Origin of the sequence: Streptomyces rubradiris (assembly GCF_016860525.1) — a bacterium.
GTDB lineage: Bacteria > Actinomycetota > Actinomycetes > Streptomycetales > Streptomycetaceae > Streptomyces > Streptomyces rubradiris.
Genome location: NZ_BNEA01000015.1, coordinates 5,315,222 through 5,332,115 on the forward strand (window position 1 = coordinate 5,315,222; position 16,894 = coordinate 5,332,115).

A 16,894-nucleotide genomic window follows, 5' to 3' on the forward strand; every position below is an offset into this window, starting at 1 on the left:
CCCGTGCCGCATGTCCTGGTCCTCAACGCGTCGTACGAGCCGCTCGGCGTCGTACCGCTCCGCCGCGCGCTCGTCCTCGTCCTGGAGAACAAGGCCGTCTCCCTGGAGGAATCCGGCGCCTATATGCACAGCGCGACCGTCACCCTCCCCGCACCCAGCGTGGTCCGGCTCAAGCGATTCGTCCGGGTCCCCTACCGCGGGCCCGTCCCCTTGACCCGCCGCGCCCTCTTCGCGCGCGACGGGGGCCGGTGCATGTACTGCGGTGGCGTCGCAACCAGCGTCGACCACGTCATCCCGCGCAGCCGCGGGGGCAAGCACGTCTGGGACAACGTGGTGGCCTCCTGCCGCCGCTGCAACCACGTCAAGGCCGACCGCCACCTGGTCGAGCTGGGCTGGCGGCTGCGGCACAAGCCGGCCCCGCCGACGGGGCTCGCCTGGCGCATCATCGGCACCGGGCACCGGGACCCGCGCTGGTTGCCGTACTTGCAGCCGTACGGCGCGGACGACGCCCTGGCCCGGATCGACGGAGTGTCCGCCTAGATCCGGGCCCGTGTGTGTGCGCCTCGCGGGCTGGATCCGGGCCGGTGTGTGGACGCCCGGCGGGCGGGCCGGGGCGTCCGGGGCGCTCGCGGCCGGTCACCGGTGCCGGATCACCCGCGCGCCGGTCATCCGCCGCGCGTGGGCGCGGTCTCACGGGGTAGGCCTGCCGTAACCCGGCCACGGCCGACCCGTGGCACCCGGACACCGACAAGGAGGCCCCCGTGGCCGCTCGCCTCACGATCCCGGCCCCGTCCAAACCCGTGGCGGCACCGCTCGCCGAGCCCGGCCAGGCGCCGGTCTGCGTCTTCAGCGCGGAAGGCACGTCCGCGCAGGCCCCGCTGACCAGCGAGCCGCCGCTGCCCGACGCCGAGCCGCTGACCAGCGAGCCCCCGCTCGCCGAGGCCGCCCCGCTGACCAGCGAGGCCGACCCGGTCCCGGACTTCTGCGCGTCGGGGCTGTAGATGGCCGCGGCGCCCGCAGAGCACCTCACGGAGGATCTCGCCCGGCTCGCCGGACTGCACGGGGTCGCCACCTCCTACCGCCCCGCCCCGGACCGTACGGTCCACGTCCCCGCCTCCGCTGTGACCCGCGCCCTCGCCGCCCTGGGCGTCGACGCGAGCGGCCCGGACGCGGTGCGCGCCGCCCTCGCCGCCCGGGAACGCGAGCTGCTCGAGCGGCTGCTGCCGCCGGTGGTGGTCCGCTGGGCCGGCGCCGAGCCGCCCGCCGCCCTCACCGGCCTGCCCGCCGGCACCGTGCTGCGCGTGGTGACCGAGGACGGGGAGGACCGGGAGGGGACCGGAGACCTGCCGCCGGGCGTGCACCGGCTGACCGCCACGGCCCCCGACGGCCGCACCGGCGAGGCGCGTCTGGTCGTCGCCCCGGACCGGCTCCCCGCCCCGCCCGGCCGCTCCCACGGCCTCCTGGTCCAGCTGTACTCCCTGCTGTCCCACCGCTCCTGGGGCATGGGCGACCTCGCCGACCTCGCGGAGCTGGCCGGCTGGGCCGCACGCACCGCCGGCGCCGGGTTCGTGCAGGTCAACCCGTTGCACGCGGCCGTGCCGGGCGCCCCCACCGACCCCTCCCCGTACCGCCCCTCCTCCCGCCGCTTCCCCGACCCCGTCCACCTGCGGATCGAGGACGTGCCCGAGTTCGCGTACGCCGCCGGCCGTGAGCGGCTGGGCGGCCTGCTGGAACGGGCCGGGCGGCTGCGCGCCGCCGTCCTGGACAAGGGCGCCCTCATCGACCGGGACGCCGTGTGGGAACTGAAGCGGGAGGCACTGGAGACGGTCCTGGCGGTGCCCCTGGGCCCCGGCCGGCAGGCCGCCTACGACGCCTTTCGCGCCGCCCACGGCCAGGCCCTCGTCGACCACGCCACCTGGTACGCCCTCGCCGAGGCGCACGGCCCCGACTGGCACCGGTGGCCTCAGGAGCTGCGCGACCCGCGCTCGGCCGCCACCGCGCGCGCGAGGTCCGTGCTCGCCGACCGGGTGGAGTTCCACACCCGGCTCGCCTGGCTCACCGACGGCCAGCTCCAAGCCGCCCAGCGCACCGCGCGCGAGGCCGGCATGCCCGTCGGGATCGTGCACGACCTCGCCGTCGGCGTGCATCCGGGCGGCGCCGACGCCTGGGCCCAGCAGGACGTGTTCGCGGCCGGCATGTCCATCGGCGCCCCGCCGGACGCCTTCAACGCCCGCGGCCAGGACTGGGGCCTGCCGCCCTGGCGCCCCGACCGGCTCGCCGCCACCGGCTACGCGCCCTACCGCGAGCTGCTGCGTGCCCTGTTCCGCTACGCCGGAGCCCTGCGCATCGACCACGTCATGGGCCTGTTCCGGCTCTGGTGGGTCCCCGAGGGCAGCCCGCCCACCGAGGGCACCTACGTGCACTACGACGCCGACGCCATGCTCGCCGTCCTCGCCCTGGAGGCCGACCGCGCCGGGGCGGTGGTGATCGGCGAGGACCTGGGCACCGTCGAGCCCGGGGTGCGCGAGGCGCTCCAGCGGCGCGGGGTGCTCGGCACCTCCGTGCTGTGGTTCGAGCGGGACTGGGAGGGCGACGGCCGCCCGCTGCCGCCCGAGCGCTGGCGCGCCGACTGCCTGGCCACCGCCACCACCCACGATCTGCCGCCCACCGCCGCCCGGCTCACCGGCGACCACGTCGAGCTGCGCGACCGCCTCGGCCTGCTCACCCGCCCGGCCGCCGAGGAACGGGCCGGGGCCACCGCCGACGCGGCCGAGTGGCTGGCCCTGCTGGGCAGCCTCGGCCTGCTGGACCTGACGGCGGCCGGGCCGCCCGGCTCCGACGAGGAGGAGGAGATCCGTGCCGTCCACCGGTTCCTGCTGCGCACGCCGGCCCGGCTGGTCGGCGTCTGGCTCCCGGACGGCGTCGGCGACCGGCGCCCGCAGAACCTGCCCGGCACCTGGGACGAATACCCGAACTGGCGCCTCCCGCTCGCCGATCCGGAGGGCCGCCCGGTCCCCCTGGAGGAGCTGGTCGCCTCGCCGCGGCTGCGGGGGCTGCTGGACGTCCTCGGGAAGGACCGCGCGCCGGGAGGCTGAGACCCGGGGCTGGGGGCCGCGTGCCGGGAGGCTGAGAGCGGGTGCCGGGTGCCGGGTGCCGGGTGCCGGAAGCGGTGCGCGGGGGGCGCCGGCCCCCGCCCGGCCGGCCCGCGCGTCCCCGGCGGTAAGGCACCCCGGGCGCGCGGCCTTCAGCCCGGTTCGCTAACTTGAATGCGTGGACAAGAACAACGCCCTGCGCGCCGGCGCCCTGGCCGCCGGTACGACGCTGATGATGCTGCTCATGTCGTCCCCCGCGCTCGCGCTGACCCGCGACGACGGTGACGACCCCGGTCCGGGCCTGAGCGTCATCCAGACGCTGGGCCTGTACGTCTTCCTCCCGCTGGTGCTGTTCGCGGTGATCGCCGGTCTGGTCATGGTGCTGGACAAGTCGCGGGCCAAGAAGGACACCACCTCGTCCAACATCAACGTCAAGCCCGGGGCAGAGGCCAAGGCCTGACCGCCCCGCCGGTTCGTTCGCCGGGGGCGCCCGTCCTCCCGCCGGTACGCGCGTGCGCCGTACCCGCGTGAGACGGGCGCCCTCGGCGTTTTCGCGTGCACAACCCGGATTGTTCAGCAGAACTGAAAAGAGCGATCGTAAAGATTCGATGGACCTGACGGTTCCGGCCTTGCGACGGTAGAAGCACCTTCCCGACCGAGCCGACCCGAAAGGCCCCCTGTGCCCGCAGCCGCGCACCGGACCGCCACCGCCACCGCCCCCGCGCCCCGCGCCATCCGCTCCCGGCAGGCCGCCGCCCCCCTCCTCGGGCTGGCCTGCGCCGCGCTCGCCACGGTCGTCTGGTCCGGCAGCTTCGTCACCTCACGCGGACTGCACGACAGCGTCCCGCCCATCCAGCACGCCTTCTGGCGGTGGGTGATCGCGCTGCTCGCCGTCGCCCCCTTCGGCGCCCGCCGGGCCTGGCGGCAACGGCACCTCTTCCGGCGGCACGCCCGTTACGTCCTCCTCGTCTCCCTCCTCGGGGTCGCCCTCTACAACACCCTCGTCAACCAGGCGGGCCTGACCACCCCGGCCGCCACCATGGGCATGATCATGGCCGCCTCACCGGTGCTCATGGCCGTGTTCGACCGGCTGGGCGGGGTACGGCTGGGCGCGCGGCGCACCACCGGGCTGCTGCTGGCCTGCGCGGGCGTGGTGCTGCTCGTGGCCGGCGGCGGCGCGGGCTTCACCCCGGGCACCCTGTGGATGCCGGCCGCCGCCTGCTGCTTCGCCGGTTACAGCGCGCTGCTGCGCCGCCGGCCGGCCGGACTCGACGCCACCGCCTTCCTGTTCACCACCTTCCTCGCCGGCACCGTGCTGCTGCTGCCCGCGCACGCCGTCAGCCTCGCCGTGCAGGGCGGCTTCGAGCCCGTGCCCGGCACGGTGCTGCCCCTGCTCTACGTCGGCGTGGCCTCCTCCGCGTTCGCCTTCTTCGCCTGGAACAAGGCCGTCGCCCTGATCGGCGCCACCCGCGCCGGCATCGTCTACTACCTCCAGCCGGTCTGCGTGGCCGCGCTCTCCTGGGCGCTGCTCGGCGAACACACGGGCGTCACGGGCCTGTTGTGCCTGGCGCTGATCCTGGCCGGGGTCGTGCTGGGCGCGGGCTCGCGCCGCTGACGGTGCCGTGTAGCGTGCGGCGCATGAGCGAGTGGGACCTCAGAAAGCTGCGGATTCTGCGCACCCTGCGCGAACGGGGCACGGTCACCGCGACCGCCGCGGCCCTGCACATGACCCCGTCCGCGGTGTCCCAGCAGCTCACCAATCTCGCCGCCCAACTCGGTGTGGATCTGCTGGAGGCACACGGCCGCCGGGTCCGGCTCACCGACGCGGCCCGGCTGGTGCTGGCGCACACGGAGCCGGTGTTCGAGCAGCTGGAGCGGGCGGACGCGGCCCTCGCGGCCTACGCGCACGGCGACGCGGGGGAGGTCCGCGTCGGCGCCTTCCCGACCGCCGTCCCCGCCCTGGTCGTACCGGCCGTACGGGCCCTGCGGGACACCCACCCCCGGGTGACCGTCCGGGTCCGCGAGACGGAGGCCGCCGAGGCCTACCGGCTGCTGGCCGCCGGGGACGTCGACCTGGCCCTGTCCCTGGCGGCCGAGGCACCCGGCGCCGCCGACCCCCGCTTCACCCACGTCCCGCTGCTCGCCGACCCGCTGGACGTGGCCCTGCCCCCGGACCACCCGCTGGCCTCGGCCCCCGGCCTGACCCTCACCGACCTCGCCGCCGAGCCCTGGATCTACGGCGGCAGCGGCCCCTGGTCCGACATCACCCGCCGCGCCTGCGAGGCGGCCGGCTTCCGCCCCCACCAGGGCCACTCGGCCTCCGGCTGGACCGCGATCCTCGCCATGGTGGAGGCGGGCATGGGGGTGGCCCTGGTGCCGCGGCTGGCGGCGGACCCCCGCGCGGGCGTGGTCCTCAGGGAACTGGGCGCCGACGGCCCGGTCCGACACGTGGTGGCAGCGGTGCGCAGCGGCGGCGCCGCCGCTCCGGCGACCGCCGGCGTCCTCGACGCCCTGCGCCGGGTGGCGGACCGGACGCCCGGGGAGTGAGGACGCGCAGACGGGGCCCGCACCCCCGGCTGCCGCGGACCGGGGCGCTGCCGTCGTGCGAGATGCTGAGTCACCGCGCCCGTCCGGCACCGGCATGCCCGGGTCACTCCGGTGTGAACTCGTACTGCACTTCGTAGAGGTGCCCAGCCTCTGTCTGGCGTCCCGCTGACACGATCGAGGACGAGACGCTGCGTGGCCGGGTTCTGCTCGCCCTGCGCTGATCAGCCCGCGCACACGAAAGGGCGCCCGGTGCGGAAACCGGGCGCCCCTTTCTCGGTGGGTCAGCGGGACGTCGCCGCCGCGTCCGCCGCCTGGGCCTTCAGGGCCCGTTCCACGCCGGCGCGGGACTCCGAGACCAGGCGGCGCAGGGCCGCGTTCGGCTCGGCCGCGGCCAGCCAGGTGTCCGTCTTGGCCAGGGTGTCCTCGGACACCTGGACCGCCGGGTACAGGCCGACGGCGATCTGCTGGGCCATCTCGTGCGAACGCGACGCCCACACGTCCTTGAGGACCTCGAAGTAGCGGTCCGTGTACGGCGCGAGCAGCTCCCGCTGGTCGGTCTGCACGAAGCCGCCGATCACGGCCTCCTGCACGGCGTTGGGCAGCTTGTCGGAGTCGACGACCGAGGCCCACGCCTCCGCCTTCGCCTCCGGCGTCGGACGCGCGGCGCGGGCGGTGGCCGCGTGCCGCTCGCCGGCCGCCGTCTTGTCCCGCTCGTACTCGGCCGCGATCTCCGTCTCGTCGTACCGGCCGACCGCCGCGAGCCGCTCCACGAACGCCCAGCGCAGCTCGGTGTCCACGGCCAGGCCCTCGATGGTCTGCGTGCCGTCCAGCAGGGCCTCCAGCAGGTCCAGCTGCTCCGGCGTGCGCGCGGTCGCCGCGAACGCCCGCGCCCAGGCGAGCTGGTGGTCGCTGCCCGCCTCGGCCGCGCGCAGGTGGGCCAGCGCGGCGTCGGTCCAGCGGGTCAGCAGCGCATCGCGGGCGGACGGGTCGGCGTACAGATCGATGGCCAGCTTCACCTGGCGGTGCAGCGACTGCACCACACCGATGTCGGACTCCTTGCCGATGCCGGACAGCACCAGGGAGAGGTAGTCGCGGGCGGCCAGTTCGGCGTCCCGCGTCATGTCCCAGGCCGACGCCCAGCACAGCGCGCGCGGCAGCGACTCGGTGAAGTCGCCGAGGTGCTCGGTGACCACCGCGAGCGACCGCTCGTCCAGCCGGACCTTGGCGTACGACAGGTCGTCGTCGTTGAGCAGCACCACGGCCGGGCGGCGCCGTCCGGTCAGCTGCGGCACGGCCGTCAGCTCGCCGTCGACGTCCAGCTCGATCCGCTCGGTGCGCACCAGCTTGCCCGCGTCGGACAGGTCGTACAGGCCGATCGCGATGCGGTGCGGGCGCAGCACCGGCTCGCCCTTGGCGCCGGCGGGCAGCGCCGGGGCCTCCTGGCGTACGGCGAAGGAGGTGATGACACCGTCGGCGTCCGTCTCCACCTCGGGGCGCAGGATGTTGATGCCGGCCGTCTCCAGCCACTTCTTCGACCAGGTCTTCAGGTCCCGGCCGGAGGTCTCCTCCAGGGCGCCCAGCAGGTCCGACAGGCGGGTGTTGCCGAAGGCGTGCCGCTTGAAGTACGCCTGCACGCCCTGGAAGAACTCGTCCTCGCCGACGTACGCCACCAGCTGCTTCAGCACGCTGGCACCCTTGGCGTAGGTGATGCCGTCGAAGTTGACGAGCACGTCGTCCAGGTCGCGGATGTCCGCCATGATCGGGTGCGTGGACGGCAGCTGGTCCTGCCGGTACGCCCAGGTCTTCATGGAGTTGGCGAACGTGGTCCACGAGTGCGGCCAGCGGGAACCGGGGGCCGCGGCCTGGCAGGCGATCGACGTGTACGTGGCGAACGACTCGTTCAGCCACAGGTCGTTCCACCACTCCATGGTGACCAGGTCGCCGAACCACATGTGGGCCAGCTCGTGCAGGATGGTCTCCGCGCGCACCTCGTACGCCGCGTCGGTCACCTTGGACCGGAAGACGTACTGGTCCCGGATGGTCACCGCGCCCGCGTTCTCCATCGCGCCCGCGTTGAACTCGGGCACGAACAGCTGGTCGTACTTCTTGAACGGGTACGCGTAGTCGAACTTCTCCTGGAACCAGTCGAAGCCCTGCCGCGTGACCTCGAAGATGGCGTCCGCGTCCAGGAATTCGGCCAGCGAGGGCCGGCAGTAGATGCCGAGCGGCACCGACCGGCCGTCCTTCTCGTACACGCTGTGCACGGAGTGGTACGGGCCGGCGATCAGCGCGGTGATGTACGTCGAGATCCGCGGGGTCGGCTCGAAGGACCAGACGTTGTCCTTCGGCTCCGGGGTGGGCGAGTTGGAGATGACGGTCCAGCCCTCGGGCGCCTTCACGGTGAACTTGAAGGTGGCCTTCAGGTCCGGCTGCTCGAAGGAGGCGAAGACGCGGCGGGCGTCCGGCACCTCGAACTGCGTGTACAGGTAGGCCTGCTCGTCCACCGGGTCGACGAAGCGGTGCAGGCCCTCGCCGGTGTTGGTGTAGGCGCAGTCCGCGACCACCCGCAGGACGTTGGGGCCCTGAAGCAGGCCCGGCAGCGCGATCCGGGAGTCCTTGAAGACCTCGGCGACGTCGAGCGGGTCGCCGTTGAGGACCACCTCGTGGACGGTGGGCGCCACCAGGTCGATGAAGGACTCGGCGCCGCCCCGGGCCACGTCGAAGCGCACCGTGGTCACGGACCGGTAGGTACCCCCACCCTGCGCGCCGGAGAGGTCGAGATCGATCTCGTACGAGTCAACGGTGAGCAGCTCGGCCCGCTGCTGCGCCTCTTCGCGAGTCAGGTTTGTGCCAGGCACGCGGTCATCTCCTCGTTATGTGTCGGTTGCGCCATCCTTCCATGGGAGTGACGGGGACGCGATGACCGGTTCCCGCCGGTGCCGGTGGCGCCGGGGGGACGTACGCGGGAGGGAGGGCGCACACGCGGAAGGCCGCCCGGGGACGGCCTTCCGTGTGCCGCTGGCCCGCGTCGCGCGCTCACCTCACCACGATCACCACGACACCGGTGCCGACGAAGCCGTTGTGGAAGCCGTTGCCGAAGAAGTTGTTCCGGAAGCCGCAGCCGTTGCCCCAGCCCCCGCGGTCGAAACAGCCGTGGTGGGTGGAGACCTGCCCCGGCGTGGCCGCCGAGGCCGTGCCCGCCGTGCCGATGGCCGCGCCACCGGCCAGGACGGCGCCTGCCGCGGACGCCGCGAGGAGACGCCTCACGCGTAGTGCTTTCATGGGTCTGCCTTCCTTTTACGCCCTCGTGGGGTTGTCCGGCACGGGGACGACGGGCGATGCCGCGGCGCGCACGGGCACGGCGCGGTACGCGGGTGATGCCGCGGGGGCCAGGGGCACCTCCCGGGTGCCCGGCCGGGGATCGTGACCAGGGTGCCCGCCGGCGGCGGGCACACCGCCCGCCCGCGGCCCTCCTCCAACACGCTAGCGGCCCCCCGGCGGCTCGGCATCTCGGACCCCGGCCCCGCCCGGCACCGTCCCTCGGCGTCAGCCCGCCGCCCGCCCCTCCACCTCCGCGAGCGTCCGGGCGAACTCCCGTACCGTCTCCGTCTCCGCGTCCCGGTGCCAGACCAGGGCCAGTTCGGAGTCGGGGACGCCGTCGACGGGGACGTAGGCGATGTCGGTGCGCCGGTGCTGGGCGGCCGTGGGCCGGCACAGCAGCAGGGCGCCGCGGCCGGCGGCGGCCAGGGACAGGGCCTCCTGAAGGGTGCCGGCCGCCGGGCCGGGCAGCGCGCCGGGGGCGCGGGCGGCACGCCAGTACGGCGGGGCCGGCGCCGCCGCCCCGATCAGCGGTACGGCCGCGAGGTCCGCCGCGCCGATGCGGTCCCGGCCGGCGAACGCGTGCCGCCGGGAGACGGCCAGCGTGTGCCGCTGCCGGGAGAAGACCGGGCCGACGACCAGGTCCGGCTCCGCCACCGGCAGCAGCACCACCGCCGCGTCCACCGCGCCCCGCCGCACCGCCCCGAACGGATCCGCGTACGGGATCTCCACCAGGTCGACCGAACGGGCCGCGTCCGTCGCCTCGAACGCCGCGACCGCCTCCAGCAGCGCCGCGTAGGCCGTCCCCTGGAAACCCAGCCGCAGCGGGCCGGTCCCGCCCCGGGCCACCGCCCGCGCGTCCGCCACCGCCGCGTGCAGCGCCCCGTACGCCGGACGCAGCCGCTCCAGGAAGCGTTCGCCGAGCGGGGTCAGCGCCACCCGGCGGCTGGAGCGGTGCACCAGCCGGGCGCCCACCCGGCGCTCCAGCGCGGCCAGCAGCTGGCTCACCCGGCTCTGCGACACGAACAACCGCTCCCCGGCCCGGCCGAAGTGCAGCTCCTCGGCGAGCACCAGAAAGCACTCCAACTCCCGTAGCTCCAGCCCGGACACGCGACTCCCTCCGCCGATCACTCCCGCTCATGCAAGGGTGAGCGGATCGCCGTTGTTCCCGCGCCGCCCGCGGCAAAGGCTGGAGGGCATGGTCTTCCGCCGAACCCCCCACCTCCGCACCCGCCGCCCCGCCCGCCGTCCCGACACCCCGTCAGACCGCGCGGACCGGCCCTGGGCCGCCGTCGGGATGCTCGCCGGCGCCACCTTCGCCGTCGTCACCACCGAGATGCTCCCCGTCGGCCTGCTCACCTCGCTCGGCGCCGGACTGGACGTCTCCGCCGGCACCGCGGGCCTCGCGGTCACCCTGCCCGGACTGGTCGCCGCCGTCGCCGCCCCGCTGCTGCCGGTCGCCGTGCGCCGCGCCGACCGCCGCAGCGTGCTGTGCGCACTGCTGCTCCTGCTGGCCGCCGCCAACCTGCTCACCGCGCTCGCCCCCGCCTTCCCCGTGGTGCTCGCCGCCCGGCTGCTGGTCGGGGTGTGCATGGGCGGGGTGTGGGCGGTGGCCGCCGGGCTCGGCGCGCGGCTGCTGCCCGGGCCGTCGGCCGGCCGGGCCACCGCGCTGGTCTTCAGTGGGATCGCGGTCGCCTCGGTGCTCGGGGTGCCCGCCGGGACCTTCCTCGGCGCGGCGGCGGGCTGGCGCACCGCCTTCGCCGCGATGACCGGCTGCGCGCTGCTGGTGGCGGCCGGGCTGGCCGTCGTCCTGCCGCCGCTGCCCGCCGAGGGCGCCGTCCGCCTCGGCACGTTCCCCCGGCTGCTCGGCGCCGCGCGGGTGCGGTGGCTGCTCGTCACCATCGCCCTGCTGGTCACGGGCCACTTCGCCGCCTACACCTACGTCCGGCCCGTCCTGGAACGCACCCCGGGCACCGGGCCGGGTCTGGTCGGCGCCCTGCTGCTCGGCTACGGACTCGCGGGCGTAGCAGGGAACTTCGCGGGCGGCGCGCTCGCCGCCCGCCGTCCGCGCCGCGCCCTGCGCCTGATCGCCGCGGTGCTCGGCGCGGTCGTGGTGCTGCTCGCCCCGGCGGGAGGCTGTGCCGCCGGGTCGGCCGCGCTGCTGCTGGTGTGGGGACTGGCCTACGGCGGGGTGTCCGTCTCCGGCCAGCGGGCCCTCACGGCCGCCGCGCCCGAGGCCCCGGAGGCCGCGTCCGCCCTGTTCGCCGGGGTGTTCAACGCGGCCATCGCGCTCGGCGCGCTGGCCGGCGGCCGGCTCGCGGACGGACCGGGGACGACCGCCGTCCTGCTCACGGGCGGTGTGCTCGCGGGGCTGGCGGCCCTCACCCCGGGCCGCGACGAGCGAGGGGCGGCCACGTCACCGTGACCGCCCCGTACCGCGTGGGTGCCGTTACTTCGCCGACAGCTCCGCCGCCACCAGCTCCGCGATCTGCACCGCGTTCAGCGCGGCGCCCTTGCGGAGGTTGTCGTTGGAGATGAACAGCGCCAGGCCGTTGTCCACCGTCTCGTCGCGGCGGATACGGCCGACGTACGACGGGTCCTGGCCGGCCGCCTGGAGCGGGGTCGGGATGTCGGACAGGGCCACGCCGGGCGCCTTCGCCAGCAGCTCGGTGGCCCGCTCCGGGCTGAGGGGGCGGGCGAAGCGGGCGTTGACCTGGAGGGAGTGGCCGGAGAAGACCGGCACGCGCACACAGGTGCCGGACACCTTCAGCTGCGGGATCTCCAGGATCTTGCGGGACTCGTTGCGCAGCTTCTGCTCCTCGTCGGTCTCGTTCAGACCGTCGTCCACGATCGAACCCGCCAGCGGGAGCACGTTGAAGGCGATGGTGCGCTTGTACACCTGCGGCTCGGGGAAGTCGACCGCCCCGCCGTCGTGGGTGAGCTTGTCGGCCTCGGCCGCCACCTTCTGCACCTGGCCGTGCAGCTCGGCCACGCCCGCGAGACCCGAGCCGGACACCGCCTGGTAGGTGGCGACGACCAGCGCCTCGAGGCCGGCCTCCTCGTGCAGCGGCTTCAGCACCGGCATCGCGGCCATCGTGGTGCAGTTCGGGTTGGCGATGATGCCCTTGGGGCGGTCGGCGATCGCGTGCGGGTTCACCTCGGAGACCACCAGCGGGACCTCGGGGTCCTTGCGCCAGGCCGAGGAGTTGTCGATCACGACGGCGCCCTGGGAGGCGACCTTTTCGGCCAGCGCCCTGGAGGTAGCGCCGCCCGCCGAGAAGAGCACGATGTCCAGGCCGGTGTAGTCGGCGGTCGCCGCGTCCTCCACCGTCACACCGTCCAGCACGGTCCCGGCCGAGCGGGCCGAGGCGAACAGGCGCAGCTGCGTGACCGGGAAGTCGCGCTCCGTGAGGATCCTGCGCATGACCGTGCCCACCTGACCGGTGGCTCCGACGATTCCGACCCTCACGGCGACTCCCTCTTCGTGTGTTGCTTGCCTGACCGGGGCGTTTCCATCATGCGGCCCACCCCGGCCCACCTGTCCAATTCTTTGCCCAGCGTGCCCGAGGAATGGGACACGGGCCGCCCCGCGAACGGTTCCGCGCGTCCGCCCGGCACCCCGTCGGGCTGGAGGAATTCCCTCCACGACGGCCCCGCGCCGCAAGCTGTGCCGTCCCGCCCCTGCCCGCGCGGGCCCCCGGCCATACGAGGGTGTGACGTACGCCTCTGTGACCGGCCGGGCAGGCCGCCGGCGCACGGAAAGGGGCGGGGGCCCGTACGGACCCCCGCCCCTCCTTTCCGGGCCGGCCGTCACCCCGTTACGGCGTGACCTTGCCGATCTTCACGCTGGCCGTGCCCGCCGTCGTGCCGCGCGCGTTCACCAGCTGGACCCGGCCGAAGAACTCGCGGCCCGCCGGGGCCTCGGCCGCGGCCGTGACCTGCCCGGTGACCGTCGCCGAGGCACCCGTGCCGAGGCGGACCGGGGCCGAGCCGGGGACCGTGACGGAGCCGAGGGCGGAGGAGAAGAACACGTCCCGGTAGTCGTAGTCGGCCGAGCCGGACGGGACGGCGTAGCCCACGACCTGGATCGTGTAGGTGCCGGCGGCCGGGGACGGCACGGAGACCGCCTCCTCCGAGTCGCCGTCGGCGGACTTGCCGACCTCCTTGCCGGCCGCGTCGTACACCGCGAGGTCCAGGTCGGCCGCCGCGTCCGAGACCCGCCCGATGGCGACGTCGAGCGAGGTCGCGCCGGCCGGGACGGTCACCGTGGTGGTCCGCGTCTCGCCCTCCTTGATCGCCGGCCGGGCGGTCTCGGCGGAGCCGAGCGGGCCGCCGGTCAGCGTGCCGTCCAGCGGGGCGTACCCGTTGGTCACCTTCCAGGACGCGGTGACCGGGGTGCCGACCTTGGCCTCGGGCACGGTCACGGTCTGCGGGTCGAAGGCCGCGCCGAGCACGGAGACGTCCAGCCGGTAGGGGTTGTCGAGCAGCGGGGAGGTGCGCCGGGACTCGACCTCGATCTCCCAGACGCCGGGCTGCGGGTCGGCGTACGCGCGCACGCCGGGCTTGCAGCCGTTGCCGTCCAGGTAGTTGTGGTAGCAGTACGGCGTGCCGGTGGTGTCGGACGGGACGCCGTAGGGGTGGATGGCGATGAACCGGGTCTGGCTGCCGTCCTTCAGCCCGCCGAGGGCGACCTCCAGGGACGTGGCGCCCTCGGGCACGGTCACGAAGTACGACCGGGTGCTGTTGCGCTGTACCGAACCGGACGCGGAGTAGGTGTACTTGACCGGCTCCGCGACGACGACCGTGGTGAGGATCTGCTTGTCGACGCCCTCGGTCCGCGGGTCGTCGACCTCCAGGATCGCGCTCTTGAGGCCCGCGGACCCGGGCGCCGCCTGCACCTTGACCGTCACCGGCCGGTTCAGCGGGAGCCGCACCACGTCGTCGCCGACGATCCGGAAGGTGCGCCCGGCGTTGTTCTCGAAGTGCAGCTCGTGCCGGAGCGCCTTGTCCGGGCCGGACGTACGGGTGATCGTCACGTCGTACGTCTTCTTCTGGCCCGCCTTCAGGCCGCCCTCGCGGTCGTACAGGCCGGTGCCGCGGCCGGGGGTCTTCAGGGCGTCGTCGATCGCGGTGTCGACGGGCGCCTCGACGGTGTAGTCGTGGGCGGTGGCGCCGTCCTCGATGGCGTCCCAGGCGTCCACGATGTTGATCAGGCCCGCGCCCTCCTCGTACGCCTGGACGCCCTTGATGTGGTCGGCGGTCGAGGTCAGCGCGGTGCGCAGCCGGGCGGGGGTGAGGCCGATGCCCTCGCGCTTCGCGGCCGACAGCAGCAGCGCGGTGGCGCCGGTGGCCTGCGGGGCGGCCATCGAGGTGCCCTGGAGCATCGAGTAGCCGGCCGGGAGGGAGTAGCCCGCCTCGGCGACCGGGCCGCCGGGCAGCCAGGTCTGGGTGGTGTTGATCGCGGCGCCGGGCGCGCTCAGGGTCGGGGTGAAGCCGCCGTCCTCGCGCGGGCCGCGCGAGGAGAACGGCATCATCGCGTACTTCTTCGCCACGGCCGAGCCGTAGTTGGCGGCCCAGGTCTCCTTGGAGATCGTCGCGCCGACGGAGATCACCTTGTCGGCCAGACCCGGGTCGCCGATGGTGTTGGTGCCCGGCCCGGAGTTCCCGGCGGAGATCACCAGCTGGACGCCGTAGGTGTCGATGAGCCGGGTGTACAGCTCGGCGCGCGCGTTGTTGCCGTCGTTGAGCGCGGGCAGCCCGCCGATGGACATGTTGACGATGTCGACGCCGCGCCTGGTCACCAGGTCGATCATGCCCTCGGTGAGGGCGACGTTGGTGCAGCCGCCGGTCCAGGTGCAGGCCCGCGAGGAGACGATCTTCGCGCCGGGGGCCGCGCCGTTCATCTTCCCGCCGAACAGGCCGTGGGCGGCGGTGATGCCGGCGACATGGGTGCCGTGCTCGGACTCGATGACCCCGATGTTGACGTAGTCGGCCTTGGCGCCGGAGGCGTTGTAGACGACGTCCTTGCGGGTCTCCACCACGAACGGGACCCGCTCGGCGACGTCGGTCGCCGGGTCGTCGGTGCCGAAGTGGCCGACCTGGAAGCCGTCCTTGTACGGCTTCATCGCCGGGTCGTCGGTGAAGTCCAGGTTGTCGTTCGTGTCGACGCGGACCGTGCCGGCGGCCGGGTCGTACAGCACGCCCCAGGCGTCGGTGGTGTCGCCGTCCCGGTTCAGGTCGCCCTTCTCGTCGCCGCCGGCGGTGGCGGACTCGTACATGTAGTTGAACTTGTACGAGCCCTCGGGCGCCGCGAACTTCTCGGTGCCCTGTGCGGTGGTGACGGAGAAGGCCGGGCCGGTGACGCCGGTGGTCATCCGCCGCCAGGTGCCGTCGCCGTCGGTGACCGGGTCGGTCGCGGTCACCCAGTCCACGATCTTCCGCTCGCCGGTGGTGGTCGTGCGCAGCGCCGGGTGGCCGAGGTCGACGCCGGAGTCCAGGATGCCGATGGTGACCCCGCGTCCGTCCGCCTTCGGGTGGTCCCGGACGAACTCGACGGCGCCGGTCTCGAAGGAGGGGTTGTACGGGTTCTCCGCCGGGGTGTTGCGGCCCGGCGCCGGGTAAGCCGCCTTGCCGGACGGGGACTTGGCGCCCGTGGGCACCGGGTCGTCCAGCGGTATCTCCTGCTTGAGGTCGATGGCCCGCACGGAGGAGAGCTTCACGGCGGCGTCGATGGCCGAGTCCGCGCGGCTCGTCGGGACGGTGGCCCGGACGTAGCCCAGCTTGTCGTCCCTGCGGCCCACCAGGCCGCCGTCGACCGCGTCCAGCTCTCCGGCGACCTGCTCGGTCTTCCCGGGCGAGGTCGCGATCATCAGGGTGACGTTCTTGTCGCCGCCGGCCTTGGCCTCGGCGAGCAGGGCGGCGTCGTCCGAACCCAGCTTGTCGTGGGCGGACTTGACGCCGGGATCGGCGGCCGGGGCGGGGGACGGCTCCGCGGCGAGGGCGAGCGGCACCGGTCCGGCCGCGGAGAGGGCGGCCACCACGCCCACGGCCACGGCTATGCGGGCCAGGCGTCTCGGGCCGGATATGGGATCACGCTCGGGGGCGGTGTGGTTCATCGGCATCCCTCAGGTCAAGGAACGAGCGGGCGGAAGCGCTCAGCCTGACCGAAAGGGCGCCATGGTGGCGGACCGTTGACGCAATCGAAATGAACGTATGGGGAAAACCCGCTATGCGAAACGGGCGTGTTCTTTCGGTATGGGACGGAATCCGGTCATTGCGTACGGGGTGACCCGCCCGCTGCCGGGATTTTCGCTCGCCGGTGCCCGCCGCACCGCATAACGTCCGGGCATGCGACGGAACTTGAGGGTGGCGGCCTACGCCGTGTGCGTCCGCGACGGACACCTCCTGCTCGCCCGGTCACCCACGCCCGGCGGAACCCACGAGTGGGTGCTGCCCGGCGGCGGCATGGAGCACGGCGAGGACCCGTACGACACCGTCCGGCGCGAGGTCACCGAGGAGACCGGCTACCGCATCGAGGTGACCGGCCTGCTCGGCGTCCACACCCGCCGGTTCGTCGGGGACCCGCGCGTCGGCCGCCGACGGGACCACCAGTCCCTGCGGATCTTCTACGCGGGCGAGGTCACCGGCGGGGAACTCCGCCCCGAGACCGGCGGCTCCACCGACTTCGCCGCCTGGCACGACCTGGCCGCCGTACCCGGCCTGGTCCGGGTGCAGATGGTCGACATCGGGCTGCGGCTGTGGCGCGAACGCCCGCCGCACGGACGGCTCGCGGACCGGCCGGAAGCAGCGTCGTAGGACGCGGCGAGAGCCGGTCCGGGGAAGGCCGGAAGTCGCCCGACCGGCACACACCCGGGCAACCCGCGCCCCCCGGCCGCCGTTTCTCCCCCCGACCGCTCCGCACCCACAGGCAGGGGAAG

General features: G+C 74.4%; 13 protein-coding genes. 8 read left to right on the plus strand and 5 right to left on the minus strand.

Annotated elements, in window-relative coordinates:
- Window positions 1–3: 3 nt before the first annotated feature.
- The 6 genes from Srubr_RS36905 to Srubr_RS36930 all read left to right on the plus strand — a co-directional run bounded on the left by Srubr_RS36905 (window position 4) and on the right by Srubr_RS36930 (window position 5,639).
- Window positions 4–540: an HNH endonuclease gene (locus tag Srubr_RS36905; protein ID WP_030608086.1), complete on the plus strand. Its 537-nt coding sequence runs from the start codon at window positions 4–6 to the stop codon at window positions 538–540.
- Between the two features lie 221 nt (window positions 541–761).
- Entirely contained in the window at window positions 762–1,001 is a 240-nt protein-coding gene (locus Srubr_RS36910) for a hypothetical protein (protein ID WP_189995450.1), read from the plus strand.
- Window positions 1,002–3,095, plus strand: coding sequence for a 4-alpha-glucanotransferase (malQ, locus tag Srubr_RS36915; protein ID WP_189995448.1), 2,094 nt, complete (start codon window positions 1,002–1,004; stop codon window positions 3,093–3,095).
- A 175-nt stretch (window positions 3,096–3,270) separates the two neighbouring features.
- The gene (locus tag Srubr_RS36920) at window positions 3,271–3,552 is read left to right on the plus strand and encodes a hypothetical protein (protein ID WP_189995446.1); all 282 of its coding nucleotides are present in this window, start codon (window positions 3,271–3,273) and stop codon (window positions 3,550–3,552) included.
- Between the two features lie 219 nt (window positions 3,553–3,771).
- Entirely contained in the window at window positions 3,772–4,707 is a 936-nt protein-coding gene (locus Srubr_RS36925) for a DMT family transporter (RefSeq protein ID WP_189995444.1), read from the plus strand.
- Between the two features lie 23 nt (window positions 4,708–4,730).
- Window positions 4,731–5,639, plus strand: a complete 909-nt coding sequence (locus tag Srubr_RS36930; protein ID WP_189995442.1) for a LysR family transcriptional regulator — start codon at window positions 4,731–4,733, stop codon at window positions 5,637–5,639.
- Window positions 5,640–5,920: 281 nt separating this feature from the next.
- Here the strand turns inward: Srubr_RS36930 and pepN are convergent, their stop codons facing one another.
- From pepN to Srubr_RS36945, 3 genes are all read right to left on the minus strand, one after another.
- A complete protein-coding gene (pepN, locus tag Srubr_RS36935; protein ID WP_189995440.1) occupies window positions 5,921–8,497 on the minus strand; it encodes an aminopeptidase N in 2,577 nt (858 codons plus the stop codon).
- A gap of 178 nt (window positions 8,498–8,675) precedes the next feature.
- On the minus strand, window positions 8,676–8,921 hold the full coding sequence (locus Srubr_RS36940) for a hypothetical protein (RefSeq protein WP_229926683.1): 246 nt from the start codon (window positions 8,919–8,921) through the stop codon (window positions 8,676–8,678).
- A gap of 264 nt (window positions 8,922–9,185) precedes the next feature.
- Window positions 9,186–10,067 carry a LysR family transcriptional regulator gene (locus Srubr_RS36945; RefSeq protein WP_189995438.1) on the minus strand — a complete coding sequence of 294 codons (882 nt, stop codon included), beginning with the start codon at window positions 10,065–10,067 and terminating at the stop codon, window positions 9,186–9,188.
- A gap of 88 nt (window positions 10,068–10,155) precedes the next feature.
- Here Srubr_RS36945 and Srubr_RS36950 point away from each other — a divergent pair, with 88 nt between their 5' ends.
- Entirely contained in the window at window positions 10,156–11,382 is a 1,227-nt protein-coding gene (locus tag Srubr_RS36950) for an MFS transporter (protein ID WP_189995436.1), read from the plus strand.
- A 24-nt stretch (window positions 11,383–11,406) separates the two neighbouring features.
- On the opposite strand, the gene Srubr_RS36955 is transcribed toward Srubr_RS36950, so the two are convergent.
- Both Srubr_RS36955 and Srubr_RS36960 read right to left on the minus strand, forming a co-directional pair.
- Window positions 11,407–12,426 (minus strand): aspartate-semialdehyde dehydrogenase, encoded by a 1,020-nt coding sequence (locus tag Srubr_RS36955; protein WP_189995434.1) that lies wholly within the window; start codon window positions 12,424–12,426, stop codon window positions 11,407–11,409.
- Window positions 12,427–12,775: 349 nt separating this feature from the next.
- Window positions 12,776–16,072, minus strand: a complete 3,297-nt coding sequence (locus tag Srubr_RS36960; RefSeq protein WP_189995423.1) for a S8 family serine peptidase — start codon at window positions 16,070–16,072, stop codon at window positions 12,776–12,778.
- Between the two features lie 232 nt (window positions 16,073–16,304).
- Here Srubr_RS36960 and Srubr_RS36965 point away from each other — a divergent pair, with 232 nt between their 5' ends.
- Window positions 16,305–16,772 (plus strand): NUDIX hydrolase, encoded by a 468-nt coding sequence (locus tag Srubr_RS36965; RefSeq protein WP_189995420.1) that lies wholly within the window; start codon window positions 16,305–16,307, stop codon window positions 16,770–16,772.
- Window positions 16,773–16,894 lie beyond the last annotated feature (122 nt).